28 protein-coding genes and 2 rRNA genes are annotated in these 25,510 nt (G+C 39.9%); 9 read left to right on the top strand and 21 right to left on the bottom strand.

What is annotated here, in order from left to right; genetic code table 11:
- Positions 1-108: 108 nt before the first annotated feature.
- The 5 genes from L656_RS0113825 to L656_RS0113805 are packed head-to-tail and all read right to left on the bottom strand — an operon-like array spanning position 109 to position 3,907.
- Positions 109-726: an SCO family protein gene (locus tag L656_RS0113825; protein ID WP_024599646.1), complete on the bottom strand. Its 618-nt coding sequence runs from the start codon at positions 724-726 to the stop codon at positions 109-111.
- On the bottom strand, positions 723-1,652 hold the full coding sequence (gene cyoE, locus L656_RS0113820; RefSeq protein WP_024599645.1) for a heme o synthase: 930 nt from the start codon (positions 1,650-1,652) through the stop codon (positions 723-725). The genes L656_RS0113825 and cyoE overlap by 4 nt, the downstream gene beginning before the upstream one ends.
- Before the next feature lie 12 nt (positions 1,653-1,664).
- On the bottom strand, positions 1,665-2,654 hold the full coding sequence (locus L656_RS0113815) for a COX15/CtaA family protein (protein ID WP_024599644.1): 990 nt from the start codon (positions 2,652-2,654) through the stop codon (positions 1,665-1,667).
- A gap of 28 nt (positions 2,655-2,682) precedes the next feature.
- Positions 2,683-3,177 carry a hypothetical protein gene (locus tag L656_RS0113810; protein ID WP_024599643.1) on the bottom strand — a complete coding sequence of 165 codons (495 nt, stop codon included), beginning with the start codon at positions 3,175-3,177 and terminating at the stop codon, positions 2,683-2,685.
- Positions 3,167-3,907: an SURF1 family protein gene (locus L656_RS0113805; protein ID WP_024599642.1), complete on the bottom strand. Its 741-nt coding sequence runs from the start codon at positions 3,905-3,907 to the stop codon at positions 3,167-3,169. The genes L656_RS0113810 and L656_RS0113805 overlap by 11 nt, the downstream gene beginning before the upstream one ends.
- Before the next feature lie 14 nt (positions 3,908-3,921).
- Here L656_RS0113805 and L656_RS1000000123670 point away from each other — a divergent pair, with 14 nt between their 5' ends.
- Positions 3,922-4,230, top strand: a complete 309-nt coding sequence (locus tag L656_RS1000000123670) for a DUF2909 family protein (protein ID WP_076914941.1) — start codon at positions 3,922-3,924, stop codon at positions 4,228-4,230.
- On the opposite strand, the gene L656_RS0113800 is transcribed toward L656_RS1000000123670, so the two are convergent.
- From L656_RS0113800 to lexA, 5 genes are all read right to left on the bottom strand, one after another.
- Positions 4,133-5,008: a cytochrome c oxidase subunit 3 gene (locus L656_RS0113800; RefSeq protein ID WP_024595089.1), complete on the bottom strand. Its 876-nt coding sequence runs from the start codon at positions 5,006-5,008 to the stop codon at positions 4,133-4,135. The genes L656_RS1000000123670 and L656_RS0113800 overlap by 98 nt on opposite strands.
- 35 nt (positions 5,009-5,043) lie before the next feature.
- Positions 5,044-5,574 carry a cytochrome c oxidase assembly protein gene (locus L656_RS0113795; protein ID WP_024599641.1) on the bottom strand — a complete coding sequence of 177 codons (531 nt, stop codon included), beginning with the start codon at positions 5,572-5,574 and terminating at the stop codon, positions 5,044-5,046.
- Positions 5,574-7,166 carry a cytochrome c oxidase subunit I gene (gene ctaD, locus L656_RS0113790; protein WP_024599640.1) on the bottom strand — a complete coding sequence of 531 codons (1,593 nt, stop codon included), beginning with the start codon at positions 7,164-7,166 and terminating at the stop codon, positions 5,574-5,576. Before ctaD ends, L656_RS0113795 begins: the two co-directional genes overlap by 1 nt.
- On the bottom strand, positions 7,166-8,308 hold the full coding sequence (gene coxB, locus L656_RS0113785) for a cytochrome c oxidase subunit II (protein ID WP_024599639.1): 1,143 nt from the start codon (positions 8,306-8,308) through the stop codon (positions 7,166-7,168). The genes ctaD and coxB overlap by 1 nt, the downstream gene beginning before the upstream one ends.
- A gap of 482 nt (positions 8,309-8,790) precedes the next feature.
- Positions 8,791-9,408 (bottom strand): transcriptional repressor LexA, encoded by a 618-nt coding sequence (gene lexA / locus L656_RS0113780; RefSeq protein WP_007584941.1) that lies wholly within the window; start codon positions 9,406-9,408, stop codon positions 8,791-8,793.
- A gap of 167 nt (positions 9,409-9,575) precedes the next feature.
- On the opposite strand from lexA, the gene L656_RS0113775 reads away from it, so the two are divergent.
- A complete protein-coding gene (locus L656_RS0113775; protein WP_024599638.1) occupies positions 9,576-10,016 on the top strand; it encodes a PaaI family thioesterase in 441 nt (146 codons plus the stop codon).
- Here the strand turns inward: L656_RS0113775 and L656_RS0113770 are convergent, their stop codons facing one another.
- Positions 10,017-10,397 carry a hypothetical protein gene (locus tag L656_RS0113770; protein ID WP_008138697.1) on the bottom strand — a complete coding sequence of 127 codons (381 nt, stop codon included), beginning with the start codon at positions 10,395-10,397 and terminating at the stop codon, positions 10,017-10,019. It abuts the gene before it with no gap.
- A 313-nt stretch (positions 10,398-10,710) separates the two neighbouring features.
- On the opposite strand from L656_RS0113770, the gene L656_RS0113765 reads away from it, so the two are divergent.
- The gene (locus tag L656_RS0113765) at positions 10,711-11,436 is read left to right on the top strand and encodes a membrane protein (protein WP_024599637.1); all 726 of its coding nucleotides are present in this window, start codon (positions 10,711-10,713) and stop codon (positions 11,434-11,436) included.
- A gap of 82 nt (positions 11,437-11,518) precedes the next feature.
- Here L656_RS0113765 and L656_RS0113760 read toward each other — a convergent pair whose 3' ends face one another.
- Together L656_RS0113760 and L656_RS0113755 are read right to left on the bottom strand one after the other, a co-directional pair.
- Positions 11,519-11,839 (bottom strand): chaperone modulator CbpM, encoded by a 321-nt coding sequence (locus tag L656_RS0113760; RefSeq protein ID WP_024599636.1) that lies wholly within the window; start codon positions 11,837-11,839, stop codon positions 11,519-11,521.
- A complete protein-coding gene (locus L656_RS0113755; RefSeq protein WP_024599635.1) occupies positions 11,839-12,807 on the bottom strand; it encodes a DnaJ C-terminal domain-containing protein in 969 nt (322 codons plus the stop codon). The genes L656_RS0113760 and L656_RS0113755 overlap by 1 nt, the downstream gene beginning before the upstream one ends.
- A 231-nt stretch (positions 12,808-13,038) precedes the next feature.
- Here L656_RS0113755 and L656_RS0113750 point away from each other — a divergent pair, with 231 nt between their 5' ends.
- From L656_RS0113750 to L656_RS0113740, 3 genes are all read left to right on the top strand, one after another.
- On the top strand, positions 13,039-13,692 hold the full coding sequence (locus L656_RS0113750; protein WP_029750832.1) for an endonuclease: 654 nt from the start codon (positions 13,039-13,041) through the stop codon (positions 13,690-13,692).
- Positions 13,693-14,569: 877 nt separating this feature from the next.
- Positions 14,570-15,367, top strand: a complete 798-nt coding sequence (locus L656_RS1000000122815; protein ID WP_241763441.1) for a S41 family peptidase — start codon at positions 14,570-14,572, stop codon at positions 15,365-15,367.
- Entirely contained in the window at positions 15,367-15,738 is a 372-nt protein-coding gene (locus tag L656_RS0113740; protein WP_002959634.1) for a hypothetical protein, read from the top strand. Before L656_RS1000000122815 ends, L656_RS0113740 begins: the two co-directional genes overlap by 1 nt.
- Before the next feature lie 80 nt (positions 15,739-15,818).
- Here the strand turns inward: L656_RS0113740 and hmpA are convergent, their stop codons facing one another.
- The 3 genes from hmpA to L656_RS0113725 are packed head-to-tail and all read right to left on the bottom strand — an operon-like array spanning position 15,819 to position 18,522.
- Positions 15,819-17,000, bottom strand: a complete 1,182-nt coding sequence (gene hmpA / locus L656_RS0113735) for an NO-inducible flavohemoprotein (RefSeq protein ID WP_024599632.1) — start codon at positions 16,998-17,000, stop codon at positions 15,819-15,821.
- Positions 17,001-17,020: 20 nt separating this feature from the next.
- Entirely contained in the window at positions 17,021-18,253 is a 1,233-nt protein-coding gene (locus L656_RS0113730; RefSeq protein ID WP_024599631.1) for an NnrS family protein, read from the bottom strand.
- Positions 18,253-18,522, bottom strand: coding sequence for a hypothetical protein (locus L656_RS0113725; RefSeq protein WP_024599630.1), 270 nt, complete (start codon positions 18,520-18,522; stop codon positions 18,253-18,255). The genes L656_RS0113730 and L656_RS0113725 overlap by 1 nt, the downstream gene beginning before the upstream one ends.
- A 160-nt stretch (positions 18,523-18,682) precedes the next feature.
- Here L656_RS0113725 and norR point away from each other — a divergent pair, with 160 nt between their 5' ends.
- Complete coding sequence (norR, locus tag L656_RS0113720; protein ID WP_024599629.1) at positions 18,683-20,239, top strand: nitric oxide reductase transcriptional regulator NorR; 1,557 nt, start codon at positions 18,683-18,685, stop codon at positions 20,237-20,239.
- Between the two features lie 21 nt (positions 20,240-20,260).
- Here the strand turns inward: norR and L656_RS0113715 are convergent, their stop codons facing one another.
- A complete protein-coding gene (locus tag L656_RS0113715) occupies positions 20,261-21,160 on the bottom strand; it encodes a LysR family transcriptional regulator (RefSeq protein WP_024599628.1) in 900 nt (299 codons plus the stop codon).
- Positions 21,161-21,279: 119 nt separating this feature from the next.
- Between L656_RS0113715 and L656_RS0113710 the strand changes: the two genes are divergently transcribed.
- Positions 21,280-21,846, top strand: coding sequence for an NADPH-dependent FMN reductase (locus L656_RS0113710; protein ID WP_024599627.1), 567 nt, complete (start codon positions 21,280-21,282; stop codon positions 21,844-21,846).
- Positions 21,847-21,871: 25 nt separating this feature from the next.
- Here the strand turns inward: L656_RS0113710 and L656_RS0113705 are convergent, their stop codons facing one another.
- A complete protein-coding gene (locus L656_RS0113705; RefSeq protein ID WP_024599626.1) occupies positions 21,872-22,312 on the bottom strand; it encodes a tellurite resistance TerB family protein in 441 nt (146 codons plus the stop codon).
- A 99-nt stretch (positions 22,313-22,411) separates the two neighbouring features.
- Here L656_RS0113705 and L656_RS0113700 point away from each other — a divergent pair, with 99 nt between their 5' ends.
- Complete coding sequence (locus tag L656_RS0113700; protein WP_024599625.1) at positions 22,412-22,792, top strand: hypothetical protein; 381 nt, start codon at positions 22,412-22,414, stop codon at positions 22,790-22,792.
- Positions 22,793-22,794: 2 nt separating this feature from the next.
- On the opposite strand, the gene L656_RS0113695 is transcribed toward L656_RS0113700, so the two are convergent.
- From L656_RS0113695 to L656_RS0113685, 3 genes are all read right to left on the bottom strand, one after another.
- A complete protein-coding gene (locus L656_RS0113695; protein ID WP_024599624.1) occupies positions 22,795-23,388 on the bottom strand; it encodes a hypothetical protein in 594 nt (197 codons plus the stop codon).
- 461 nt (positions 23,389-23,849) lie between these two features.
- Positions 23,850-23,964, bottom strand: a 5S ribosomal RNA gene (rrf, locus tag L656_RS0113690).
- Positions 23,965-24,111: 147 nt separating this feature from the next.
- Positions 24,112-25,510: ribosomal RNA gene (locus L656_RS0113685) — 23S ribosomal RNA — on the bottom strand; the annotation flags it as partial.

Here is a 25,510-nt window from a genome sequence, read left to right as displayed (position 1 = left end):
TTAGCCCTAGTTATTAAAATTGCCATAAAATGCTTAATTAAATTTAACTTGTCGTTAAAAAACAAAAAAGGAGCCTAAAGCTCCTTTAAAATTGTTAAAAAGTAAAAACTAGTTTTTGTAGTAATCAGCTATTTTTTTAAACTCTTCAGTTAAAGTAGTCGCATTAATTAATGGCACACTACCTTGTTTAAATTCGGGTTTAAAAATAGCTCTTACGGCTCCATGTTGATCAACCATAGCGACCGAAGCACTATGATCAACTGCATATTCTGATTCACTACTATCGCTAATGGCGTAAATTAAGCCAAGCTCTCGAACAACAGGAAAAAGGTGTTTATGCTCTCCTGATACAGCTAAAAAATCAGGGTTAAAGTAATCTATATATTGCTTTCGTTTAGCTGGTGTATCGCGTTTTGGATCAACCGATAAAAACCAAACTTGCAGCGGATAATCTGCTTGTAAATTTTTATAAACAGCATTTAACTTAGCAAGTGTTAATGGGCAAATATCTGGACAGCTTGTATAGCCTAAAAATACTAAATTCCACTGCCCTAAAAATTGTTGTTTAGTCACTAATTCGCCGCGCTGATCGTTTAGCGTAAAATCAGACAGTGGCTTTGCATTTTCGTAAATCAATGCATCTACATCTGGTCGGCTATTTTCATTTGAACATGCTGATAAAAACAAAACTAAAATAACAATTAATCCAAGCCATAACTGCTTCATAAAGGGAGCCATTTATCTATAAATAAGATTACAAAGAGTACCATTAAATGAATAATCGAAAAACGAAATAAGTCCATTGCAGCCTCATCATTTCCAGCAATTTTTAATTTAACCGCTTTATATATAAACACTGCATTTAATACACACGCACCTATTAAATATATTAATCCAGACATACCAATTAAATAAGGCAATACGCAAACTACAGCGAGTAAAACAGAGTAAGCAACGACGCACGTTTTACAAAAATCGATACCGTGTGTTACTGGCAGCATAGGGATTTTAGCGCGTTCATAATCACTTTTTCGTGCTATAGCCAGCGCCCAAAAGTGTGGTGGGGTCCAGGTAAATATTATCATTACGAGTAACCAAGGGGCTGCTGCCATTTGGTTTGTTTCTGACACCCAACCTAATAATGGAGGCATTGCGCCAGCCAATCCACCTATAACAATATTTTGCGGCGTTGCACGCTTTAAAAATGATGTATAAACAAATGCATAACCTACCAATGCAAATAACGTTAATATAGCGGTTAAGACATTAGCCCACACCATCAGCATAATAAAGCCAGCAACCCCAATAACAGCTGCAAAACTAAGCGCATGTGTTTTACTTAAGCGCCCTTTAGCCACAGGGCGATGACGAGTCCGTGCCATTTTTGAGTCTATCTCGCTATCAACCACATGATTAATAACCGCTGCAGCAGCAGAAAGTAGCCCTATACCTAACAAGCTAATAAACTGTACGACCATACCGCGCCCCACATCGGGAGCCAGCGCTAAACCAACCCAAGCTGTTAGCACCAGCATGGCTACCACTTTAAATTTACTAATTGCTAAGTAGTCTTGCAGCAAACTATGAGTACGCGAAATTAGCGATTGAGTATTAACGGGTAGCAGTATTTTTTTATCAATTATAAGTGCCATCATATTTCCCCTTTATGTGCGTGATTTTAGGTAATAACACAACCTAACCATGCTTAATAACAGTATGGCAGCCATCAAGTTATGCGCCAGTGCAACTCCCAACGGAATATGCCAATGTATTAAAATAAGCCCTAAACTAATTTGGCACAGCAGGATAAGTAATACGCTCACAACACAATTTTTAATTTTTTTAGAGTACGCTTGTCTGTATATTTTCCACATAATTAATGCCAGAACGATGCAAGTAACGAGCGCCCAAATGCGGTGTAATAAATGAATAGACATACGCGCTTGCTGTGATAACACACCAAACTCATAATTACTGTGCTCAAGTGGTAATTGAAATACGCTACTCAATGAAAACGGTTGTGCGTAATTACACAATGGCAAACCACTACAATGCGGAGCGGCGTAATTTGCAGCCAGCCAACCACCAAGTGCAATTTGGATAACCAACACACTAAGCGCTACTAAACTCAAACCAAAATAGCGTTTTGCGCCGCTATCGCCCCCCATAATAGGTTTTGCGGTTAGCCGTAAATATAAAAGTGTTATAAGTGACAAAATACTAAAGCCACCTAATAAGTGGCCCATTACAATAAGAGGCTGAAGGTTCATGGTTACTGTCCACATACCAAGGGCAGCCTGAAACACCACTAGTAGAAGCAAAGCCAAAGGCAATTTAACTGGCGTAGTTGGATATTGGCGTTTTAAAAAAGCCAACACAAATAAACCTAAAATAAGTAAGCCTAAAGTACCTGCAAAATAGCGATGAATCATTTCTTTCCACGCTTTTGCGGTTTCGAACATCATATCGGGGTAGCTTTGAGTTGCTAAAGCAATATCGGCCTCATGCTTAGGTACCGTTAAAAAACCATAACAGCCAGGCCAATCAGGGCACCCTAAACCTGCATCGCTTAAGCGGGTGTACGCACCTAAAGCAACTACAATCAAAGCGAGTAATCCTGTTATTAATACTAAGTTTTTATAATTTTTATACATCAGATACTCCAACTTAAGATCAACTTAATTAGCTAGAACGAGAATAGTTAAGTAATTTTTTTAGATCTTTTAATAACCCTTTTTGTACTAAACGGTTTTCTTGTGGCTCGGCCTTAAAGGGATATTCAAGTACCACTAACCCCATATGATCAATTAAATATAAACTTGCAGGATTTAAACTCTGTTGCTCGGTAATAATTTTCCATGGTAGATTTTTATTGTCGGGGCTTCCTATTACAGCCATATCAACCTTACCTTGGTTTTTACCAAGTGCCACATATAAGTTATTAAGTGCATTGAGCTGTTCGCTGCATGGGGTGTTACATTCGTTTGAATAATTAAGTGCGATAGTCCATTGCTTGGGATTATTTTGCGGCCAATTTTTAAGTTTTATTTCTTGGCTTAAAAACTCTCCATTATTAGTAATTGCAGTAGGCAACCAATCAAACTTTAATGCGCCATATGCCAAAACTAATGGGATTGCGCAGCAACCCACAAACAACAAAAGGGGATTATTTTTCATTATGTGTCCTTTTTTTACTCGCAAAAATAGCAACAACAGCACATGCAACAGCAATTAAAAACCATTGCACAGCGTAGGCATTATGTTTTTGAGGGCTCATAACAACGGCCTCATAATGAGGTGTTGCAATCTCATCACCAGTACCTTGTCTGTAAGCCATAAAATTAATTAATGATTGCTGGCTTTGAGTGCTCAGCATATTTAAGTCGATAGATTGGATTCTTTTAGGTAAGTCGTTATTTGTAGTTTTATCTTCAAGCGTAAAGCTACTTAAGTTATTTTCTTTTATTTGCGCTTTAAGAATAAAAACACCTGTAGGCAGAGTAACCTTTGGCAGTGTACCTCTAGATATAGGCGCTTTTACCCATCCTAAATTAACTAAAATCACTTTTTCTTCGCTGTCTGGCTTTAGTAAAGCAAGTAAGTCGTACCCTACTTGCCCGTTATAAACTTGATTATCTAAAAGCCAATATTGGTTTTGTACAAACTGCCCTTTCAACTCAACCAATACACCTGTTTTGTTCCAGCTATCAGGCAGGTTAAGTAATTGAGACCAGCTCATCACACCACGAGTCTGTTGCTTAGCAATAGCGGTTAGTTGCTGCTGCTTTTGCTCACCTCGCTCCAACTGCCAAAACCCTAGTCGCACACACACAAGTACAACAACCACAACCATACAAAGTGTGATTAGTGAACTAAGCTTTTGTTTGTGCCATAAAACTAACTGCATAAAGGGTCAACTCAGTGATTATTAAAATTATTATCGTACTGTTGTTAATATTTATACTTTTTAACTTATTTAGAGCATTGTTTATTATGGTGTCAGGGAAAACTGGGGGACGACCTATGTCTCACTTTTTAGGTCGTCGCGTATTGTTTTCGGTCGTTGTTTTAGTTGTTGTTATTGCAGCGCTTAAACTTGGTTTTATTAAAGCAAATAATTCGCCAATAAACGCTACAGCACATATACAAATACAAACAAACACAGCCACACCACATCAACAAAGTGCCAATACCAAGCCGCTGCTTGAAAAGCAAAATGCTTATCTTTAGTAAAGTGCCCTTTTAATATCCGTAAAAATATTACAAATAAAAGTACGGTTCCAAGGGTTACATGCATGCCATGAAAACCTGTCAGTAAAAAGAACGTATTACCGTAAATACCTGCATCTAGCGTTAAGTTTAAATCGTTATACGCATGAATATATTCCTCAACTTGTAACCCTAAAAAGCAAACACCCAATAAAATAGTAGCGCCTAAAAAAACTTTAAGTGGAGTACGTTTATTGTTTTCCATCGCTACATGGGCAAAATGAAGAGTAACTGAAGAAGTAAGCAGTATTAAGGTATTAATAAGCGGTAAACCTTGCCAGCCCATAGCTTGAGTAGTTTCGCCTGCAGGTGTTGAAACTAGCGGCCAAACAGCTTCGAAAGTTGGCCATAATACTTCATTGGTCATTGCATTATTGCCTGCGCCTCCAAGCCAAGGTACCGACAATACGCGTGCATAAAAAAGCGCACCAAAAAAGGCCATAAAAAACATAACTTCAGAAAAAATAAACCAGCTCATACCTTGCCTAAAAGAGCGATCCATTTGTGCTGAGTACAAACCTTGATCCGACTCACTAATTACATTTTTAAACCAGCTAAACAACATATACACAAGCACAGCAATACCGGCATAAAGCAGGTAAACCCCGCTCCCCCCTTCTTTGCCTACACTCATAACTGTTAAGCCCGCCCCTACTGCAATAAAAAACAATGCAACAGCGCCCACAATAGGCCACGGGCTTTGCTCTGGTACATAATAATGCTCATATTCTTGATTCATTTTATTTACTCCTAGTTTCACACTAGTTTAAAAAGCTAGTTATTACTTGCCACCAGCTGTTCACTAATATCAAATACGGTATAAGATAAAGTTAATTCTTCAATGTCGCTTGGCAGTGCGGTATCAACATAAAAAAGCAATTTAAATTCAAGTTCTTCCCCTGCTTTTAGAGGTTGCTGTTCAAAGCAAAAACAAGCTATTTTATGTAAATACTTTGCCGCTTTACCTGGCGAGACTGATGGTACAGCCTGCATTACTTTATCTAGGTTGCTGTTATTTTTAGCACTAAACATTACTTCACGCATTGCACCGGGTTTTACCACAACACTGTATTCTTTTGATTTAACTTCAAACGGTGCACCTCTTTGCGCGTGAGTAGTAAAACTAACGCCAACTTCTCGGTTTTGTATTATTTGCGTACTTTGCTCTGCTTGCTCAAGCGAAGGTTTTCCATTAAGCCCTGTTACGTCGCAAAACACGTCATACAAAGGTACTAAAGCAAAGGCAAAGGCAAACATGCCTATGCAAATAAGTACCAAACGTTTGAGTAGCGGTGCGTGTGTCATTACTTGATTACCGGCGGCTTAGAAAAAGTATGATATGGCGCTGGAGAGTCAACTTCCCACTCAAGCCCTTCTGCCCCTTCCCATACTTTTGCAGGTACTTTATCGCCACCGCGTGCACATTTAATTACCACAGCTACAAACAACAATTGCGATATACCAAAGGCAAATCCACCAATACTTATGATTGCGTTAAAGTCGGCAAATTGGAGTGCGTAATCGGGAATTCGACGCGGCATACCGGCAAGCCCTACAAAATGCATAGGAAAAAACAGTACGTTCACGCTCACCAGTGATAGCCAAAAATGCCATTTGGCTAACGTGATATTAAACATATTGCCCGTCCACTTGGGCAACCAGTAATAAGCCCCTGCCATTATCGAAAATACGGCCCCTGTTACTAATACATAATGAAAGTGCGCCACTACAAAATAAGTATCGTGATATTGAAAGTCAGCAGGTGTAATTGCCAGCATCAATCCCGAAAAACCACCTAAGGTAAACAGCACAATAAACGCAATACTAAAAAGCATTGGCACTTCAAAAGTTATTGAGCCTTTCCACATTGTGGCAACCCAATTAAATACTTTTACGCCTGTAGGTACCGATATAAGCATGGTCGCGTACATAAAAAACAACTCGCCAGCGACCGGCATCCCAGTGGTAAACATATGATGAGCCCATACAATAAAGCTCAATAGTGCTATGGAGGATGTGGCGTATACCATTGAGGCATAGCCAAAAAGTTTTTTACGAGAAAAGGTAGGTACTATTGTAGATATAATGCCAAAGGCAGGAAGAATCATTATGTATACTTCGGGGTGACCAAAAAACCAAAAAATGTGTTGGAACATCACCGGATCGCCACCGCCTGCGGCATCAAAAAAGCTGGTCGCAAAGTACTTATCGGTAAGTACCATAGTGACAGCCCCTGCAAGCACAGGCATTACCGCTATTAATAAAAAAGCAGTAATTAACCACGTCCATACAAATAAGGGCAACTTCATCCATGTCATGCCGGGGGCACGTAAGTTCACTATGGTTACAATCACATTGATTGCGCCCATTATTGAGCTAATCCCCATAATATGTACGGCAAATACAAACAATGCAGTATTATCATTACTGTATGTTGTGGACAGTGGTGCATAAAAAGTCCAACCAAATGCAGGACCCCCACCAGGCATAAATAACGATGCCAATAGGATTAAAAATGCAAACGGTAAAATCCAAAAGCTCCAGTTATTCATTCTTGGCAATGCCATATCTGGCGCGCCAATCATTAGCGGTATCATCCAATTAGCAAGGCCTGTAAAGGCCGGCATAACCGCACCAAACACCATAATTAAACCATGCACTGTGGTCATTTGATTAAAAAAGTGAGGGTCGACCAACTGTAAACCAGGTTGAAATAATTCAGCTCTGATCACCATGGCCATTCCACCACCAATTAAGAACATGGTCAGCGAAAAAATTAAATATAAACTACCTATATCTTTATGATTAGTTGTGTAAAGCCAGCGTTTAAAACCTTTAGCTGGGTGATGAGCATGATGAGCTTCATTGGCGTTAGGTTGTTCTACTATGCTACTCATTAGTTCGCCTCCACTTTGGCATCAAGTGCTGCCTGTATTTGACTCGGTTGAATAACATCACCCGTATCATTACCCCACGCATTACGTTTATAAGTAATAACCGCTGCTAATTGCTTTATAGATAACTGCTTGGCAAATGCTTGCATTGCCGTACCAGGTCGTCCATGGATAACTACATCAATGTGATCTTTTATACCGCCAAGCACTATCGGGCTGCCTTTAAGTGCAGGAAATACACCCGGTAATCCCATGCCAGTGGGCTGATGACATGCAGCGCAATTGGCCATATATACTTGTTCGCCTAAAGTCATTAATTCTTCTTTTGGGAGGGTTTTATCAAGTAATGCGGCATCTGCTAATGCTGCTTTTTGTTTAGCCTGCTTTGCATCTGCAAGCCATGTTTTAAAATCAGCCTCAGATTTAGCAACCACCACAACGGGCATAAAGCCATGATCTTTACCACACAACTCAGCACATTGGCCTCGGTAAGTACCTTCTTCGTTTATGTTCGTCCATGTTTCGTTTATAAAGCCGGGATTCGCATCTTTTTTAACTGCAAAATCAGGTACCCACCAAGAGTGGATAACATCGTCAGAAGTCATTAAAAATCGTACTTTTTGATTTATTGGCAGTACGAGAGGTTTATCAACCTCAAGTAAGTAGTTAGGATTTTTATCTGCAAGATTAGCGATTTCATCTTGCGGGGTAGATAAAATAGAGTAGAACTCTACATCTTCGCCCATATATTCATAATGCCATTTCCATTGTGAACCTGTAATTTTAATAGTGAGATCAGCTTTGCTGGCATCTTCCATTGCAATTAGGGTTTTAGTAGCTGGTACTGCCATAGCAATTAAAATAACAAACGGAATTGCAGTCCAAAGTATTTCTACTTTAGTGCTTTCGTGAAATTGGGCAGGTACAGCCCCTTTAGATTTACGGTGATGAATAAGTGCCCAGAACATAATTGCGAACACTATCACCCCAATCACACAACATATTATAAATATAGTCATGTGCAGCTGATATACATTATTGCTTATATCGGTTACGCCTTTGCGCATATTGTATTGGCTGTTAGCCAAAACTGGGTGCGAAAAAACACATAATATAAGCCACAAGGTAGAGGTCAGTTTACCCATGTGGTGGCTCCTTTGATGCTATTGCGAATGCAAAGCGAAGAGGCATACGGCTTAAACGCCAATTCGTTATTTTTATTTTTTTAGCCAATCTCATTTAATATTGATTGGTTTTGCTGCGCCAACAACGTGTTTGTGTATATTGTGTGTTCTCAAAACTAAAAAGCTGTGAGTTATTATTAGCTCAGCACATTAACAATTAGCTAAAAAATGAACAACAAGCAAGTTTTAGTATAAAAAACAATCAGGTTGTAATTGGGTAATTAACAAAAAATCAGCAACTAGCTAGGCAACAGGAAGTTCAAAAGATGAGAAAAACAAAGGGGTTTAACGCATTTGGAGGGGAAATTATAAGTGCAAAAAAGTTTACAGGTTGAATAGTCAGTGGGCTGTTTACGCCCTATTTTAGTACGAATTTTAAAACAAAAATGCGTACTAATTAGTACGCATTTATAAAACTGCTTGTTTAAAAGCTATTTTTAAAGTCACATCCAATCAGCGTTTCTTATAACGCCAACGGCTAAGCCTTCAATATTAAAAGACTCATTCTCAAGATCTACTTCAATAGATTCAAAATCGTCGTTTTCAGCATGAAGTAATACTTTACGACCTGCTTTCTCAAGACGTTTTACAGTTACGTCTTCGTCTAAGCGGGCAACAACAACTTGTCCGTTTTCAGCGGTTTGAGTACGATGTACAGCAAGTAAATCACCATCCATAATACCAATATCTTTCATGCTCATACCGTTAACGCGTAGTAAAAAATCTGCAGCCGGTTTAAACATTAATGGATCGATTTTGCAGTGACTTTCAACGTGCTCTTGCGCCAAAATAGGTGAACCAGCAGCAACACGCCCTATAAGCGGTAAACCTAATTGTTCTGGCTCTTCTTCTTCAATTAACTGAATACCACGGCTTGCACCTGGCTTCATTTTAATGGCGCCTTTTTTAGCAAGTGCTTTTAAATGTTCTTCAGCAGCATTGGCACTTTTAAAACCTAATGTTTGCGCTATTTCAGCACGTGTAGGAGGCATACCAGTGTCTTTAATAAAAACTTTAATTAGTTCGAGTATTTGAGCTTGGCGGTTCGTTAATGGTCGCATACAACTGGTTTTCCATACAGTACATTTAACTGTGAGTATATACAGTTAAATAAAAATCGCAAATTTAAATTAAGCCTTAAAATAGCCAAAGTAATTTCACTTGTGTACATTTTAGGGATATAACTAAAACTAAGTTTATAAATGATAAAAAAAGCAAAGGAGTCATTATGAGTATTTGGTATCAACCTATTACTTTAGAGTTTTGCAAACAGCTAGATGAAGGTATAAATGGTCAAGGTACGCTGATGAAAACTATGGGGATAGAAATCACAGAGATTGGCGATGATTACTTGGTTGCCACAATGCCAGCAATTCCTGAGCATCATAACCCAATGGGGATGGTTCACGGCGGTGCTAACGTTGTACTTGCCGAAACAGTTGCCAGCTATGCAGCTAACTTTGTTGTCGATTTTACAAAATTTTACTGCGTGGGACAGGAAATTAGCGCAAGTCATTTAAAAGCGTCTCGTAACGGCACTTTAACAGCCACGGCAAGAGCATTTCATATCGGTAAACGTAGTTCAGTATGGGAAATAAAAATTACAAATAGCCGCAATGAGCTGTGCTGCGTATCTAAAATGACCGCAGCAGTCGTAGAGCGAAGATAGTTACTTTTCGATTGGGTAAATTGTAATTTCCATACCCGCACCAATCGCAGATATACGTAGTAATGTATCTGCATCTAAGGCTTGATTAAAGCACTTAGGAGAAGTGCCTGATTCAAAACCAATATCAAACGTTCTACGTGAACAGCTTAACCATTGCTTTAGCGCGTTACGCGAACACGATTCAATAAGCTCACATATATGGTTTATTGCTTTGTCAGGCGTGTTTACTACACCTGTTGCTTCAATACGCGCTAATTGACGGTATTCGTCTTTGTCATAATGTAAAATCGTAGCGACTTTTTTCAAGTCCGCCACTAGCAAACTAATATCTTGCTTTGATTCAAGCTCAAGATCTACATTTAAAAATTGAATTTCCGACATCGTTTCGTATTTATCCTCTAATAATTTCATTGCAAACTTTAACGCAGTTTTACCGTTATACCAAATCAACTATGCTCTATTAACCACTTTATATGGATATTTCGCAGCTTTTAAGTATTTATTAGCATTTAAAGCTAGCTAGATATCAAACATTCAGCTCAATTAAACAAATAAATCATGTTAGCAATTTAAGTGTAATCTTTTTTATTTTTAAATGATTACAGTAAGCTATAGTTTAAACTGCGACAAAATGTCGCAGTAACTTATCTCATTAATGTAATAAACTAGCCTCTAAAAATAATAAGACTAAAACATGAATAAAAAAATATTTAAACATGCTCGCAAGTTACATAAATGGTTAGGTTATTTATTAGCATTACAAATTTTAGCTTGGCTATTAGGTGGTTTAGTAATGAGCGCTATCCCTCTTGATAAAGTTCATGGGAAGCATCTTGCAACACGCACTCTTAATAACCCATTTACGCAAGCTGATTATGTTGCCTCCCTTGACGATATTGCATCTCAGGTGGCTAATCCAACACAAATAATTTTTGAGAACTTCTTAACCACACCTATAATTACAGTTATAAATAAAGATGAACAGCAAAGCTTTAACGGTATAACAGGCCGGCCTTTTGAGCCGCCAACTAAAATACAAATTACCGCAAATGCTAAAGCACACTTACTTATTGATGCTCAAGTGACAAGCGCTGTATTGCTAAAGCAAGGTATGCGAGAAGTTGGATATAAAACCAATGTTTGGCAGGTACAATTTGACGACACATTTAACACAACACTGTACTTGTCAGAAAATAACGGCAGAGTTGTCACCGTTCGCAGCACACTCTGGCGAATTTTCGACTTTTTTTGGATGTTACATATTATGGATTACGATGAGCGAGAGGATTTTAATAATCCGCTGCTTATTAGTTTTGCAGCAACCAGCGTACTTTTTTGTTTAAGTGGAATATTACTACTTATACAAAATATACGACTAAAACGATTTATCCGAATTAAAAGTAAGAATAAATCAAAGTAGTCATATTTCATATTGGTTTTTGAGAACTAGCTCACTCTCACCATAGAGTAAGTAAGCCCTAGGAAGTACACAAGGGCAGATTTTATTCCAAGTGTTTAAATCGACTCAAATGTCGCTTTAACATTTCGTTTTCGAAAATCAACTCATCACGCTCATCCAGTAATTGTAAAACTAAGGCTATTGCCGACCAATCTAACGAAAAGTCATGTTGAATACGGGCCGCTTTTTTAACTAAAGTCACTGCAGATACCGTAAATTGCCACTGCGTAACATGATCCCCCTCAATTGGAACCGCAATATTATGCTCAACTAGCTCATATAAAATTGCTTCGCTAATATCACTGCTCAAACATAGCTCTTTGCTAGTAAGTAAATCGTCTTTTTGTGTCACGATAATTTGCATTATAGTTTGCTCCAGTTATTACGGGGATCAAAGTGAGCTTTTTCGGCTAATTCTTCCCACAGTTTTTTACTGGCATCATCAATAGATGTTGGATTAACAATTTTAAGCACAGCAAATAAATCACCTTTGGCTTTTTTACTCATTAATCCCTTACCTTTAATACGCAAGCGTTGACCAGACTGACTATTAGATGGAATAGTTAATTGGATTTTGCCTGCCAACGTAGGCAAATTTATTTTTGTACCAAGAGCCGCTTCCCATGGTGCAAGAGGGACGACTATATTTAGGTTATGGCCTTCAACATCAAATAATGGGTGAGGCACTAAACTAATTTGTAAATACAAATCACCATTTTGCCCATTTGCTGACCCTAATCCGCCTTGCCCTTTTAGTCGAATTCGCTCACCATTTACTGAACCTGCAGGAATTTTCACTTTAAGTGATTTTTTAATTTCAGAGACACGCCCACTGCTATCTCGCTGCGGTAACATAAACTCAACAGGCTTAACGGTATCAACTAAAGTCTCTTCAAGAAAAATCGGGAACTCTATTTCCACATCTTGTCCTTTTTGCGCGCGGGCGGCGTTACTTCTGCTCTGCCCGGAACGATCGAACCCACCAGCTCCGCCAAACATTGAATTAATAAAATCAGAAAACTCTTGGTCGGTTTGAGGATCGCTTTGCTGGTAATTACTTTGCGAAGAGGTATTTTTACCACCATAATTACCTTGCTGTTGACGAGCACGATTTTGCTGGTGACGACGTAACTCGTCGTATTTTACACGTTCTTCTTTGTTATGAATGACTTCGTAAGCTTCTGCTATTTCTTTAAACTTATCTTCTGCTTGAGGCTCTTTGCTTACATCTGGGTGATATTTTCTGGCTAACTTTTTATAAGCTACTTTAACCGCTTTATCGTCTGCATCAGGCGATATTCCAAGCACTGCATAATAATCAACAAATTTCATTTGCAATCCAAATCCCCATATTGAGTAAGCTTTAAGCATACTCCTTAACGGGTAATCTTGTGTGGTTAAAATACGATAAATAGTAAGAAATAAATGAATAGTGAAAATAACTTTAAGTAAAAAATTAATCAGACACCTTTTAGTAATATAAGTACAGGCCTTAAGTTAACTTTATCTTTTATCTTCAAGGCTTTAAACTGCCTGTTCCTGTAGTTCACATTTGTGATGGATATGACTCGATTTATTCTGGCCTTACTGGCTTGTTGTGTGTGTTTTTCGGTATCTGCCGAACAATTTACCCGTTTTTCAACGGCTAAAAGACATTTAATTAAAACCCTCCCTGACAACGCCAAAAGTATTTACTGCGGTTGTGATATTAAAAAAGAAGGCAAAAAACTCACTCCTGATCCTTCTAACTGTGGTTACATTCCTCGAAATACACTTACCCGCTCAGGCAAAGTAAATGTGCGAGCACTACGCATTGAGTGGGAACATATTGTTCCGGCGTGGGAATTTGGTCATCAGCTACAATGTTGGCAAGATGGCGGACGTAAAAACTGCCGTAAAGTAAGTGCTAAATTTAGAAAAATGGAAGCTGATATAAATAACTTAGCGCCAGCTATTGGCGAAATTAATGCCGATCGCTCTAATTATCGTTTTGGTATGCTTAGCGAAAACGCCACACAGTATGGTCGTTGCGAAGTAAAAGTAAACTTTAAGCAACGTGTAGTTGAACCGCCTGTCTATGCACGTAAACGTATAGCCGACACTTACGCTTACATGCAAAAAACATACGGTTTAAAAATCTCTGATAAACAGCAAAAGTTATTTAATGCGTGGAAAAAGCAAGCATTTGCAGATACAAGTAGTGCGAGCAAGCTCTAAGCTTTAACACTCATTTACATAAATCAAAGTTATAAATGTTGAATAAACGAGCGAGTGCTGTAACATTTTAAACAACTTATTTACAGGAAGTCCTTAACTATGTTTGAAAATAATAAAACCTCGCTAGCCANGTAGCGGCATCGACTCTGCTCCTGTAATTACTACTCCTATCGTTACAACACCTGTTAGTAGCAGTCCAACATGGACAGCAGGGGTATTTGAGCCCTCTAATGATTTAAAAAACTTTTGCGAAACCCCTCGTACGGGTAACGATCCCTTTAATAACAACAACCCCTACCCAGATCAAGCGGGTTCTGCCCTTTACGAAAAGCTTTGGCTTCGCTCTTGGAGCGACGAAACATACCTTTGGTATGATGAGATTACCGATAACGACCCTGAAAGCTTTACAACAGTAGCCGATTACTTCGCTCAATTAAAAACAGAGCAGCTTACCGACTCAGGTGCAAAAAAAGATAACTTTCATTTTTCAGAACCTACTGAAGATTACTTTCAAGAAGCGCAATCGGGCGTTACTTCTGGTTACGGTATAAATTGGGCGTTTATTGGCGATACAGCCGATCGTATTTTACGCGTTGCTTATCTTGAAGATGATTCACCTGCAAGCCAAATAGGCTTTCAACGTGGTGATACCGTACTTTCAGTTGACGGTGTTAGCATTAATACCAATACAGAGTCGGGTGTAGATACGCTTAACGAAGGTTTATTTAGTCCTACTAACGGCGACTCACATACTATTGTTGTACGCAGTAACGATGGCGCCGAAAAAACATTTAATGTAACCGCTGGTAATATTGAACAAACACCTGTTCAAAATGTTAAAACGATTACAACCGCAAATGGTTCAAGCGTGGGTTACATGCAATTTAATAGCCATATAAGCATTGCCCAAGAAGGGCTTATTGATGCGGTAAATAAGTTTAAAACCGATGGTATTGATGAGCTTGTAATCGACTTTAGATATAACGGCGGTGGTTTATTAGCACTGTCGGCTCAATTGGCTTACATGGTTGCTGGTAATGCCAACGTTAACAACCGCTTTTATTATCAAACTCAACAAAACGATAAACAACCCGTTGATTCGCCCTTCCCATTTATTGATGAAGAAATAGATTACTCTACTTTTTTTAGCACAGGTGAAAACCTACCTGATTTAAACCTATCAAAGGTTTATGTATTAAGCACATCAGGCACCTGTTCGGCATCAGAAGCTTTTATTAATGGTTTAAAAGGTATAGACGCAGAAGTTATTTTAATTGGCGACACAACCTGCGGTAAGCCCTATGGCTTTACCCCAACTCATAACTGCGCAACAACCTATTACACTATTCAGTTTAGTGGCGTAAATAGCAAAGGATTTGGCGAATACGCTGCGGGTTTTACACCAACCCCTACTCCACAATTTGATGCTGATGTTCAAGGTTGTGAAATTGAGGACGACTTTGATCATCAGTTAGGCGACAGTGACGAGGCCGTTTTAGCCACCGCATTATTTCATGTTGAAAATGGCAGTTGTCCAGTTAGAACGGCTGCTGCAAAAGCAGAACCAGCTAATTTTTCAAGCTCTCGTGAATCTCTCATTCCTTTAAATATGCCGGTACAATTTACCCAGCGTAATATGGACTTAACTTGGCCAACGCTGGGTGAGGAAAGGTAATGGCTAAATTATTACTCCCATTAGCCACCTTGCTCGCTTTAGGCGGATGCCAAAGTGTAGATAGTGAGCCTGCTAAACCCGCTATATTAACGAGCGTTAATCCCAGCGTTATTACAACACTACAACAGGCAATTCAACAAGCTAAGGGAGGCACATTAGTAACACTTGCCGATTCGGTATTTACTAAACGTAGCGAACTGCTAATTGATCATGCAATGAGTAAAGGGTCTGATGGCAGAGTAATTATGGGCGCGCATAATATAAAATCTGAGAAGTTTATTTTGCAACTACGTAATAACCAATGCGAGCTTTACTATCCTAAAAAAGAGCTTACTACAGTACTTGAAGGTGTTACCTGTAAAGAGTTATAAGGCACTTTATTAATGTTTATAAATTAATAAAAAAGGCGCGCAGCATATCGCTGCGCGCCTTTTTCTATTTTAAAGCGTTATTACAAGTCTTGATGCGGACCAAACACTTCATAATGAATCTGCTCGTTTTTAACACCTAGCTCAAGTAACTGGTTTTTTATAAATGCCATAAACCCGGCAGGACCACATAAGTAAAAGTCGCCATTACTCAATGGTAGCTGTGCTTGTACTGCATTTAGGTTCATTAACCCAGTAAAGTCAGCGCCCTTTGTCGCTTGGTTAAACCAGGTTATTGTTTGCAAGCGGTTATTCTGCGCAGTTAGATCATATAAATATTTTGAAAACGAGTGCTGCTGAGTATTTTCGCAGGCATGTAAATACATAATCTCTTGATTAAAATCATCACTTAATAACGTTTCAAGCATAGCCAGCATTGGCGTTTGCCCAACACCAGCTGAAATTAGTACCGCTGGACTTGTATTATTACGTAAAAAGAAGTCTCCTGCTGGCGGGTATAACTCAACAATAGTGCCTTGCTCTAATGAGTGTAAATAATTAGACACCATGCCAGGCTTTGGCTGTAGCTCTTTTTTAACACTAATACGGTAGTTTTTAGCGTTACTTTTTTGTGAAATAGAATACTGGCGAATTTCTTCATATTCAGCGCCCTCTGGCTTAACTTTAATACCTAAATACTGCCCTGGTTTATGTGTAATAACAGCTTCGCCATCAACTGGCGTAAGTGTAAAGCTCGTTACTAGTTCTGATTCAGCCTGTTTGTTGGTTATTTCAAATTGGCGAGTTCCCGCCCAACCACCGTGTTTATTTTTACTGTGCTCATACAAAGCAGCTTCTTCGGTTATACAAATATCAGCAAGTACGCCGTAAGCTTCGCGCCAAGCATATTCAACATCGGGAGTAAATTGCTCAGGAATAAGCTCTTTTAAAGTACCAATTAAATGCGCACCTACAATAGGGTAATGCTCAGGTAAAATATTCAAGCTTGTATGCTTATGATTAATACGTGTTAGCGCTTCTTTTAATACGGCTAAATTATCAATATTTTGTGCATACGCAGCCAATGCATTAAAAAGTGCAAATTGCTGACGACCTGTATCTTGATTCGCCATATTAAAAATATTTTTAAGCTCAGGATTATGGCTAAATAAACGCTTATAAAAATGATCGGTAACAACCGTACCCGCCTGCGCTAATAACGGAACTGTGCTTTTTACAATCTCAATGGTTTTATCAGATAACATATGTGTTTCCTATGGATGAACTAACCACGACGCCCATCAACACGACGCCGCGTTAATATAGGTGTGCAGTGAATTAAAAATAATGAAAAAGCCACTAACCACAGCACAGCACTTATTTGCCAAGCAAGGTGAGGCCCAATAATAAAAGGGAGTAATGAACGAGTAATAGCGGCCACAAGCAAAAACGCAAAAGCAACAGCCATGTAATGAGGAATAGCGAGTGTACGCCCTGTATGACCATGTGATACACGCGTCATCATTGCTAAAATCATCATACCTATTGTGCCAATAGTGATTAAGTGCAGCGCATCTTTAAATTGTATTGCACTGCTATAAAAGCTAAATGCAACCATCATTAACCCTACGCCTAACGCTAAGTAGGAAAAATGTAAAGACCATAACAACGGCACTCTCAATACCTTGCTATCCCACCAAAAACCAGCCCTGACCAGGTGAAGCGCAGCAACAGTTGCAACAACTAACGCAGGATTAATCGTGTTCAAAAACAACTTGTTGATGAAAAATAAAGTGATAGCCAAAATAGATAAATACATCACCGCTTTATCTATTTTAGGAGTGCGAACTTGTGCGGTTAAACCTAGACCTTTAGCGGTAAAAAATGGTAAAACGCGACCCGCAACAATGCCAACTAGTAAAGTAATGACCAGTACTGCGGTATCAACCACACCAAGTGCAAGCTGCATGTTTTGTTTTAAAACAAGTATTAAATACAATACATTGAGCCCACAAAGCACAGCTAAAATAGCTAAAAACGGATAGTTACTTTTGCTATTGGCTTTTAATAACATATTAGCCAGTACTGCTATGGCGCCTAGCCACCAAATAACTTGTAATGTAAGTGCAGCATATAAATTAAAATGAGCGATATCAGGCAATATCACAAAAAAGGCTAAGCGCGCTGCAAGCCATATAAACGTAAGCCACATAAGGGCTTTCCCACTTATGCTCGGTACGCCTGTCCATGTTTGTGCAGCGGTAAGTAAAAAGCCAACAGCTACAACTCCTGCAAAGCCAAACAGCATTTCGTGCGCGTGCCATAATGTCGCAGGTATCGATGAGTGCCAACTTGCATGGCCTGTTAAAATAAGTAGCCAATACCCCACCGACAAAAATGCCAATAAGCCACCGCCTAAAAAGAAAGGTCTAAAAGCGAGCATCCATAATGGCCATTGAGATACTTGATGAATAGCAACGCGTGCTGGCATTGGCTCAGTTAAGTTTATAGGGCGCATTATCGTACCTCCTGCCCTAAACCATGTTGTGCAACACAGCGCAGTACGTAACTTACTTTTAAAATAGCAGCAATAACAATAGTGCCAATATGAGCTGATACTTGCACCGCAATAGAAAAGTACTCAGCAAACGGGTAGCTAATTAAAATACTTGCCGTAATACACACTAAACTCACAGCTAATGCAGTATTGGCAGCAAATAATACTGTTTCGTATAGTGAACTAAACTGTGTTTGATTATTTAAATTATTCAGCATTAGTGTGTTCATGGCGATCTCTGTAACTAACTACGTTACTTAGCTATTACACATACTGTGCCAACAAATTTAATTAATTAAATTCAATAAGTTAAATTAAACCACTTTACAGTATGAGTCTTTATGACCTACTATAAATTAACTCATAAGAACACAAACAGGTCATTTTGACATGAACCAGCAATTCAACCTTACACAAGTTGCTCTAGAGCTTGCTCAAAGTACACTACACGAGCATAGCTTTGATCAATTACTAGCAACGGTTGAGCGGGTGATTCCTAGTGATGCAAGCGCGTTATTAGTGCTTCAGGGTGAGCAATTAAAACCACTGGCAATTAAAGGATTAATGTCCGACAGTCTTGGCAGGCGATTTAAGATAGTAGAACACCCTCGTCTAGAAGCTATTTGCAAAAGCACACTCGCGCTACAATTTGCGCACGACTGCCCACTACCCGATCCATACGACGGATTGCTATTAGCTAAAACCGGCGACATACCGGTACATGCATGTTTAGGTTTACCCCTTTATGATAAAAACGCACTACTTGGCGTACTTACGTTTGATAGCCTTAACGCCAATGCATTTAACAGCATAAGCGCTGATACACTCAATACTTTACAAACACTGTGTAGTGCGCACTTTAAAACAGCTTTAGAGCTTGCCCATTACAAACAGCATGTACAGCACTCAAGTGCATTAGTGCAAGAACTAAATCGTGAAGCGTTAACACGAGATGGCGGTGAAATTATTGGTCAAAGTCCGCTAATGCAAACACTTAAAAACGAAATTAAACTCGTTGCAGCATCTAACTTTAGCGTGCTTATATTAGGTGAAACAGGGGTAGGAAAAGAGCTTGTAGCGCGTAATATTCACTTAAATTCAGCTCGAAAAGATCAACCGCTTATTCACTTAAATTGTGCATCGCTTCCTGAGAACCTTGCTGAAAGTGAATTTTTTGGTCATGCGAAAGGGGCTTTTACAGGCGCACAAAATTCGCGCCAAGGTAAATTTCAATTAGCTGATGGAGGCACGTTATTTTTAGATGAAATAGGCGAACTGCCCCTGACCATGCAAAGTAAACTATTACGAGTGCTACAAAGTGGCGAAATACAAACGGTAGGAGAAGACACGCCAAAGTACGTAGATGTACGCGTAGTTGCCGCAACCAACAGAAATTTAAAAGAAGAAGTTGCTCAAGGTCGCTTTAGAGCCGATTTATACCATCGCCTCAGTGTCTACCCTATTACTGTGCCACCACTTAGTAAACGGGAGCACGACATAACACTCTTAGCTGGTTATTTTATTGAGCAAACAGCCCGTAAATTAGGGATAAAACAATTAAAACTGAGCCCTGAAGCGCAAGTATCGCTTAATCAATACAACTGGCCAGGTAACGTTCGCGAGCTTGAGCATGTCATTAGCCGCAGCGCCCTAAAAGCAAAACAAAGCCAATGGCAAAATCCAATAATAACCATTACAAGCGAGCACTGTGATTTAACACCGAGTGCGCCGAAAAACTCTTTAGTAGCAAGCCAAAGTACAACCAACACCTTAATCAACCAACCTTTAAAGCAAGCTGTAGAATCGTTGCAATACAACGTAATTACTGAGCAATTAAAGAAGCATAACTACAACTGGTCAGCAGCAGCAAGAGTGCTTGAATTAGATAGAGCTAACTTAGTACGCTTGGCTAAACGCATAGGGATAGAAGTAAAAAAAACACTATAATCATCCAAAACACAGCTAAAATTATTGATTAGCAGCCAACTTACTAAAGTGTGTTTTTAACAACCCTGCAAAAGCTTGTACTTTAGCAGTGCGATGTACTAGGTGATGCGTGACTAACCATACATCTGTAGGCCAGCTTAACTCACTGTGTAATATAGGTACTAAATCAGAATATTGCGCCGCCACATCATGTTGTAATCCGCCAATGCCTAGCCCTTTAATTATTGCACGAGTTGCTTCTGCGGTTTCAGACACTCGCAGCTTTATTTGCGATGCGGGAATATGTTCATCAGCCCATGCAAAATAAGGCACGCGGGCATTAAAACCCGCCACACCCGATACAAAATTATGTTGTTGTAAATCACTTAATAATTTTGGCATGCCGTATTTATTGATATAACGTTTATTAGCGTATAAACCCGATGAAAGCTGCGCTAAATGCTGAGCAATATAATCGCCCTCATCAGGTCTTGGGCCTGCACGCACTGCAATATGTGCTTGTCCGTGATCAAGTCTTAACCTTTTTTGTTCTAAAATAACCTCAAGCTGCACTTGTGGATGTAGTGCCTGAAATTGCTCACATACATCACCAAGTACATCCATAAAACCACTTACCGTCGTTAGTAATAAACTCCCTCTAAGGGTGCTATCGGCCGCTGCTATATCGTTATGTAACTGCTCTAAGGAGCTATGGATAGTTTGTGCTGTTGCAAATAACTTGGTGCCAATTTCAGTAACCTTGTAACCACGGGCATGGCGATGAAAAAGGCGTGTATTTAAGTTTTTTTCAAGATTATTAATTCGCCTAAGAACTGTGCTGTGGTGCACATTAAGCTCTTCTGCCGCCGCCGTTAACGTGCCTAATCGTGCTACTTCAAACGCTACTTTGACGTCTTGCCAATCTTCAAATTTTATCGCCATGCTGCTTACCTTATACTTATGTGCATTTACGCACATAAGTGTTGCGTTTATTGGGGTTTTCTACAAGCAAAATTTTGCTACATTAGCGTTGTAAATTTAAACACTAAAAGGTCACTAGCATGTCAGCACCAAAAATTATTGCCCTAGCAGGGAGCCTTCGCCAAGAAAGCTTTAATCAAAAAATTATTAATGAGGCAGCACGTTTTGCTCTACAAACAGGTGCTGAAGTAGAAGTAATAAAACTAAACGAATTAAACATCCCACTATTTAGCGAAGATATTGAAGCGCAAGGTACACCAAGCGATGTGCAGCTTTTAAAAGACAAACTACGTGCAGCTGACGGTATTTTACTAGCAAGCCCAGAGTACAACGGCTCTATAACTGCAGCGCTTAAAAATGCGATTGATTGGGCATCGCGTACAGAGCAAGGTGCTGTTCCTGCTTTTCGTAATAAAGTAGTGGCGCTGTTTTCAGCATCACCAGGTGGACTTGGTGGGTTGCGCGGTTTAAATCATGTACGAGATATATTAAGTGGTATTGGATCGTTAGTGCTTGCCGATCAACTTGCAGTACCCGCTGTACACACATTGTTTGATGAAAGTGGGCAAATTAATGAACCTGTTACAGCTGAAAAAGTGTCAGCACTTGCTCATCAGTTAGTAAGCGTTGCAAGTAAGTTAAAATAACTTGCACGCCTAAATAACTAAATAATTACTTTGTCGCCGCGATTTTTGCGGCGATAAAATCGGTATGCGTTACATATAAAAGCCCCGCTACTTTACGTATTACGTAGTCCTCCTGGGGATCTATTTCTCCATCAGCATAAGCCAAGCGCCATAGTAGTTCTATTATTTCAATGCGCTGAACAGCACTACAATGCTCATTAATTTGTTTTGAAAACTGAAAGTAGTCAATAGCACCATCTAAACTACTTGCTGCGTTATTAGTAAGCTCTTCAACTTCTGCATCTGTTAAATTAAAGTATTTTTTTAAGGTTACAGTCAGGGTTCGTTGTTCATCATGGTCAAGCTTAGTATCAGCACGCATAACCTCAATAAGCAATGCAGCGACCGCTGTTTTTAAATCATGCTGCTCTATACTAGGTTCCTGATCATCGAATACAGCAAAAAGCTGCTTTATTTGTTTGAACATCACATTATCCCTTTTTGGGTGTTAGACTAATACGTAAAGAAATCGATCTTATTACTCTTATTAATGGGTATAAAGTTCGCAAATTAAAGGATACATTTTATGAAAGGAATAAACACACCACGCTTATTTATAGGCGCTACAATGGTGGCTCTTTCGAGTGCAAATACTGCACTTGCTGAAAAAGCCGAAACAGAGAAGCTCTACGACTTTGACAACAAAGTGCATTACTACCAAACAAAAATTGGCGAAGACAACTATAAAATAGGAATCCAGTCAGACGATTACAAACACTTTACCAATCAAAGTGTATTTTTATTACGCCATGCTGACCGTCTATGTCGTGGCAATACCTTTATGTTGAAAATACTTGAAGGCGTGCAAGAGTACGAGCGCTTTCCAACAAAACCACGTGCTTATCAACCAGATTTAAGTGTTTTACTACAATGCGAAACTAAAGAAGATACAAACAAGGGTAAGTAACCTTAGTCTTTATAACCCCAAGGTGCTGATGGTGGAGTAATCGGTTTCGTTAAATCAAAATCCACCTTAAACTCACGTCCTTGGCGAATTAATCGATAAGTAAATACTTCTGGGTAAATATACATTTGCCATGTATTACCTACAGACTGTGCAATGCCTTCTTTTACGAATAACTCTTTAGAGTATTGGTCTGCTGGAAACGACTGCATTTGCGCAAACCCTGCATCAAGCGTATGGCCACCATACATAGTTGATGCGTCGTCTGTTCCATCTTTATGACGATGATCGTGCTTTAAACTCAAGCCACTACCCGTTTTAGTTATGATCCACGTACGTGATGCATCGTCACCTACATGAAACGGTACTTGTAACTCAGTCTCGCTACATTTACGTACATGCATAACCAGCTTTTTATCTGTAAATGAGCTTGGCCCTTTCGCGTTATCTACCGCTACTTCACCTTCAAAAGCTTTACCGCAATGCGCTGCAATACTATTAAAAAAGGTATCATGAGTAGGAATAGACACTAAAGGTGCAGGGTGTGAAAAAGCTGTCGATGAAGCAAGTATTAGAGTTGCTGCTGTTAATAATTTCATATTTTTCTCGTTATAGTTATTTTAAAACACCTGTAATAGTACAGCTTTCTTTAGTGCTTTATTAGAAGTATCTCTACCTAATTAAATATGCAATTCAGTTGAGTGTTTAATGGATAATTAAATGAACCATAATAACTCACGCATTATTTTCTGCAGACGTAAAAAAGCCCGACTCTTTCGAATCGGGCTTTCTACAATGTGAAGTCGGTGCGCTACACAGTAGAATGTCGTAGTGCCCACAGCGGTAAAAAGTCACCTAGCAAATGCTACATACTTATCGGCGTGCAGAGATATTGAGTGATTTTGGTGTGATTAAACATAATTTTAGCGTCAGGAGTCGCTGCGCTCGCCCGACCTCCGCGATGGGTGTTGGTGTAAGAGTCTATTAATTGTGCGTATTTTACTTTTCTTCAGACGTAAAAAAGCCCGACTCTTTCGAATCGGGCTCTCTACAATTTGAAGCCTGGTAATGTCCTACTTTCACATAGCAAATGCTACACTATCATCGGCGCTGTTTCGTTTCACTACTGAGTTCGGCATGGAATCAGGTGGGTCCAAAACGCTATTGTCACCAAGCAAATTTGGTTGTCAGTTCGTATCGCTACGCACTAACTGAATTTGGAAAATATCTGATAATATTTTTTAAGTCTTTCTTTAAGTAATATCTACTTTAGTCATATTAACTTCTGTCTAAACTGTCGCATAAAACGCGTTTGGCGTTGTATGGTTAAGCCTCACGGGTAATTAGTACAAGTTAGCTTAATGGCTCACACCACTTCCACATCTTGCCTATCAACGTTGTAGTCTTCAACGGCCCTTCAGAGACTTTAAAAGTCTAGTGAGAACTCATCTCGAGGCCTGCTTCGCGCTTAGATGCTTTCAGCGCTTATCAGTTCCGAACGTAGCTACCGGGCAATGCCATTGGCATGACAACCCGAACACCAGCGGTTCGTTCACTCCGGTCCTCTCGTACTAGGAGCAACCCCTCTCAATTCTCAAACGCCCACGGCAGATAGGGACCGAACTGTCTCACGACGTTCTAAACCCAGCTCGCGTACCACTTTAAATGGCGAACAGCCATACCCTTGGGACCGACTTCAGCCCCAGGATGTGATGAGCCGACATCGAGGTGCCAAACACCGCCGTCGATATGAACTCTTGGGCGGTATCAGCCTGTTATCCCCGGAGTACCTTTTATCCGTTGAGCGATGGCCCTTCCATTCAGAACCACCGGATCACTATGACCTACTTTCGTACCTGCTCGACGTGTCTGTCTCGCAGTTAAGCTGGCTTCTACCATTACACTAACCGTACGATGTCCGACCGTACTTAGCCAACCTTCGTGCTCCTCCGTTACTCTTTAGGAGGAGACCGCCCCAGTCAAACTACCCACCAGGCACTGTCCGTAACCCCGATTCAGGGGCCAACGTTAGAACATCAAAACTACAAGGGTGGTATTTCAAGGTTGACTCCACAACAACTAGCGTCGCTGCTTCAAAGTCTCCCACCTATCCTACACATGTAGGTTCAATGTTCAGTGCCAAGCTGTAGTAAAGGTTCACGGGGTCTTTCCGTCTAGCCGCGGGTACACAGCATCTTCACTGCGATTTCAATTTCACTGAGTCTCGGGTGGAGACAGCGTGGCCATGGTTACACCATTCGTGCAGGTCGGAACTTACCCGACAAGGAATTTCGCTACCTTAGGACCGTTATAGTTACGGCCGCCGTTTACCGGGGCTTCGATCAAGAGCTTCTCCCTAAGGATAACCCCATCAATTAACCTTCCGGCACCGGGCAGGTGTCACACCGTATACGTCATCTTGCGATTTTGCACAGTGCTGTGTTTTTAATAAACAGTCCCAGCCACCTGGTCACTGCGGCTCCCGTCCGCTTAGAGAGCAAGTCTCATCACAGATAGGAGCGTACCTTCTCCCGAAGTTACGGTACGATTTTGCCTAGTTCCTTCACCCGAGTTCTCTCAAGCGCCTTAGTATTCTCTACCTGACCACCTGTGTCGGTTTGGGGTACGATTCCATATAATCTGAAGCTTAGAGGCTTTTCCTGGAAGTATGGCATCAACAACTTCATCACCGTAGTGACTCGTCTCGTGTCTCAGTCTTAA

Source organism: Pseudoalteromonas sp. TAE56 (assembly GCF_000497955.1).
GTDB lineage: Bacteria > Pseudomonadota > Gammaproteobacteria > Enterobacterales > Alteromonadaceae > Pseudoalteromonas.
The sequence above is the reverse complement of the archived record's forward strand: the minus strand, read 5'-3'. Positions and strand labels throughout refer to the sequence as shown.

What these genes read in the sequence shown, in the direction of transcription:
- L656_RS0113825 (WP_024599646.1), bottom strand. Translation starts at nt 726, where the DNA reads ATGAAGCAGTTATGGCTTGGATTAATTGTTATTTTAGTTTTGTTTTTA.
- cyoE (WP_024599645.1), bottom strand. Translation starts at nt 1,652, where the DNA reads ATGGCACTTATAATTGATAAAAAAATACTGCTACCCGTTAATACTCAA.
- L656_RS0113815 (WP_024599644.1), bottom strand. Translation starts at nt 2,654, where the DNA reads ATGTATAAAAATTATAAAAACTTAGTATTAATAACAGGATTACTCGCT.
- L656_RS0113810 (WP_024599643.1), bottom strand. Translation starts at nt 3,177, where the DNA reads ATGAAAAATAATCCCCTTTTGTTGTTTGTGGGTTGCTGCGCAATCCCA.
- L656_RS0113805 (WP_024599642.1), bottom strand. Translation starts at nt 3,907, where the DNA reads ATGCAGTTAGTTTTATGGCACAAACAAAAGCTTAGTTCACTAATCACA.
- L656_RS0113800 (WP_024595089.1), bottom strand. Translation starts at nt 5,008, where the DNA reads ATGAATCAAGAATATGAGCATTATTATGTACCAGAGCAAAGCCCGTGG.
- L656_RS0113795 (WP_024599641.1), bottom strand. Translation starts at nt 5,574, where the DNA reads ATGACACACGCACCGCTACTCAAACGTTTGGTACTTATTTGCATAGGC.
- ctaD (WP_024599640.1), bottom strand. Translation starts at nt 7,166, where the DNA reads ATGAGTAGCATAGTAGAACAACCTAACGCCAATGAAGCTCATCATGCT.
- coxB (WP_024599639.1), bottom strand. Translation starts at nt 8,308, where the DNA reads ATGGGTAAACTGACCTCTACCTTGTGGCTTATATTATGTGTTTTTTCG.
- lexA (WP_007584941.1), bottom strand. Translation starts at nt 9,408, where the DNA reads ATGCGACCATTAACGAACCGCCAAGCTCAAATACTCGAACTAATTAAA.
- L656_RS0113775 (WP_024599638.1), top strand. Translation starts at nt 9,576, where the DNA reads ATGAGTATTTGGTATCAACCTATTACTTTAGAGTTTTGCAAACAGCTA.
- L656_RS0113770 (WP_008138697.1), bottom strand. Translation starts at nt 10,397, where the DNA reads ATGTCGGAAATTCAATTTTTAAATGTAGATCTTGAGCTTGAATCAAAG.
- L656_RS0113765 (WP_024599637.1), top strand. Translation starts at nt 10,711, where the DNA reads ATGAATAAAAAAATATTTAAACATGCTCGCAAGTTACATAAATGGTTA.
- L656_RS0113760 (WP_024599636.1), bottom strand. Translation starts at nt 11,839, where the DNA reads ATGCAAATTATCGTGACACAAAAAGACGATTTACTTACTAGCAAAGAG.
- L656_RS0113755 (WP_024599635.1), bottom strand. Translation starts at nt 12,807, where the DNA reads ATGAAATTTGTTGATTATTATGCAGTGCTTGGAATATCGCCTGATGCA.
- L656_RS0113750 (WP_029750832.1), top strand. Translation starts at nt 13,039, where the DNA reads ATGACTCGATTTATTCTGGCCTTACTGGCTTGTTGTGTGTGTTTTTCG.
- L656_RS1000000122815 (WP_241763441.1), top strand. Translation starts at nt 14,570, where the DNA reads ATGCAATTTAATAGCCATATAAGCATTGCCCAAGAAGGGCTTATTGAT.
- L656_RS0113740 (WP_002959634.1), top strand. Translation starts at nt 15,367, where the DNA reads ATGGCTAAATTATTACTCCCATTAGCCACCTTGCTCGCTTTAGGCGGA.
- hmpA (WP_024599632.1), bottom strand. Translation starts at nt 17,000, where the DNA reads ATGTTATCTGATAAAACCATTGAGATTGTAAAAAGCACAGTTCCGTTA.
- L656_RS0113730 (WP_024599631.1), bottom strand. Translation starts at nt 18,253, where the DNA reads ATGCGCCCTATAAACTTAACTGAGCCAATGCCAGCACGCGTTGCTATT.
- L656_RS0113725 (WP_024599630.1), bottom strand. Translation starts at nt 18,522, where the DNA reads ATGAACACACTAATGCTGAATAATTTAAATAATCAAACACAGTTTAGT.
- norR (WP_024599629.1), top strand. Translation starts at nt 18,683, where the DNA reads ATGAACCAGCAATTCAACCTTACACAAGTTGCTCTAGAGCTTGCTCAA.
- L656_RS0113715 (WP_024599628.1), bottom strand. Translation starts at nt 21,160, where the DNA reads ATGGCGATAAAATTTGAAGATTGGCAAGACGTCAAAGTAGCGTTTGAA.
- L656_RS0113710 (WP_024599627.1), top strand. Translation starts at nt 21,280, where the DNA reads ATGTCAGCACCAAAAATTATTGCCCTAGCAGGGAGCCTTCGCCAAGAA.
- L656_RS0113705 (WP_024599626.1), bottom strand. Translation starts at nt 22,312, where the DNA reads ATGTTCAAACAAATAAAGCAGCTTTTTGCTGTATTCGATGATCAGGAA.
- L656_RS0113700 (WP_024599625.1), top strand. Translation starts at nt 22,412, where the DNA reads ATGAAAGGAATAAACACACCACGCTTATTTATAGGCGCTACAATGGTG.
- L656_RS0113695 (WP_024599624.1), bottom strand. Translation starts at nt 23,388, where the DNA reads ATGAAATTATTAACAGCAGCAACTCTAATACTTGCTTCATCGACAGCT.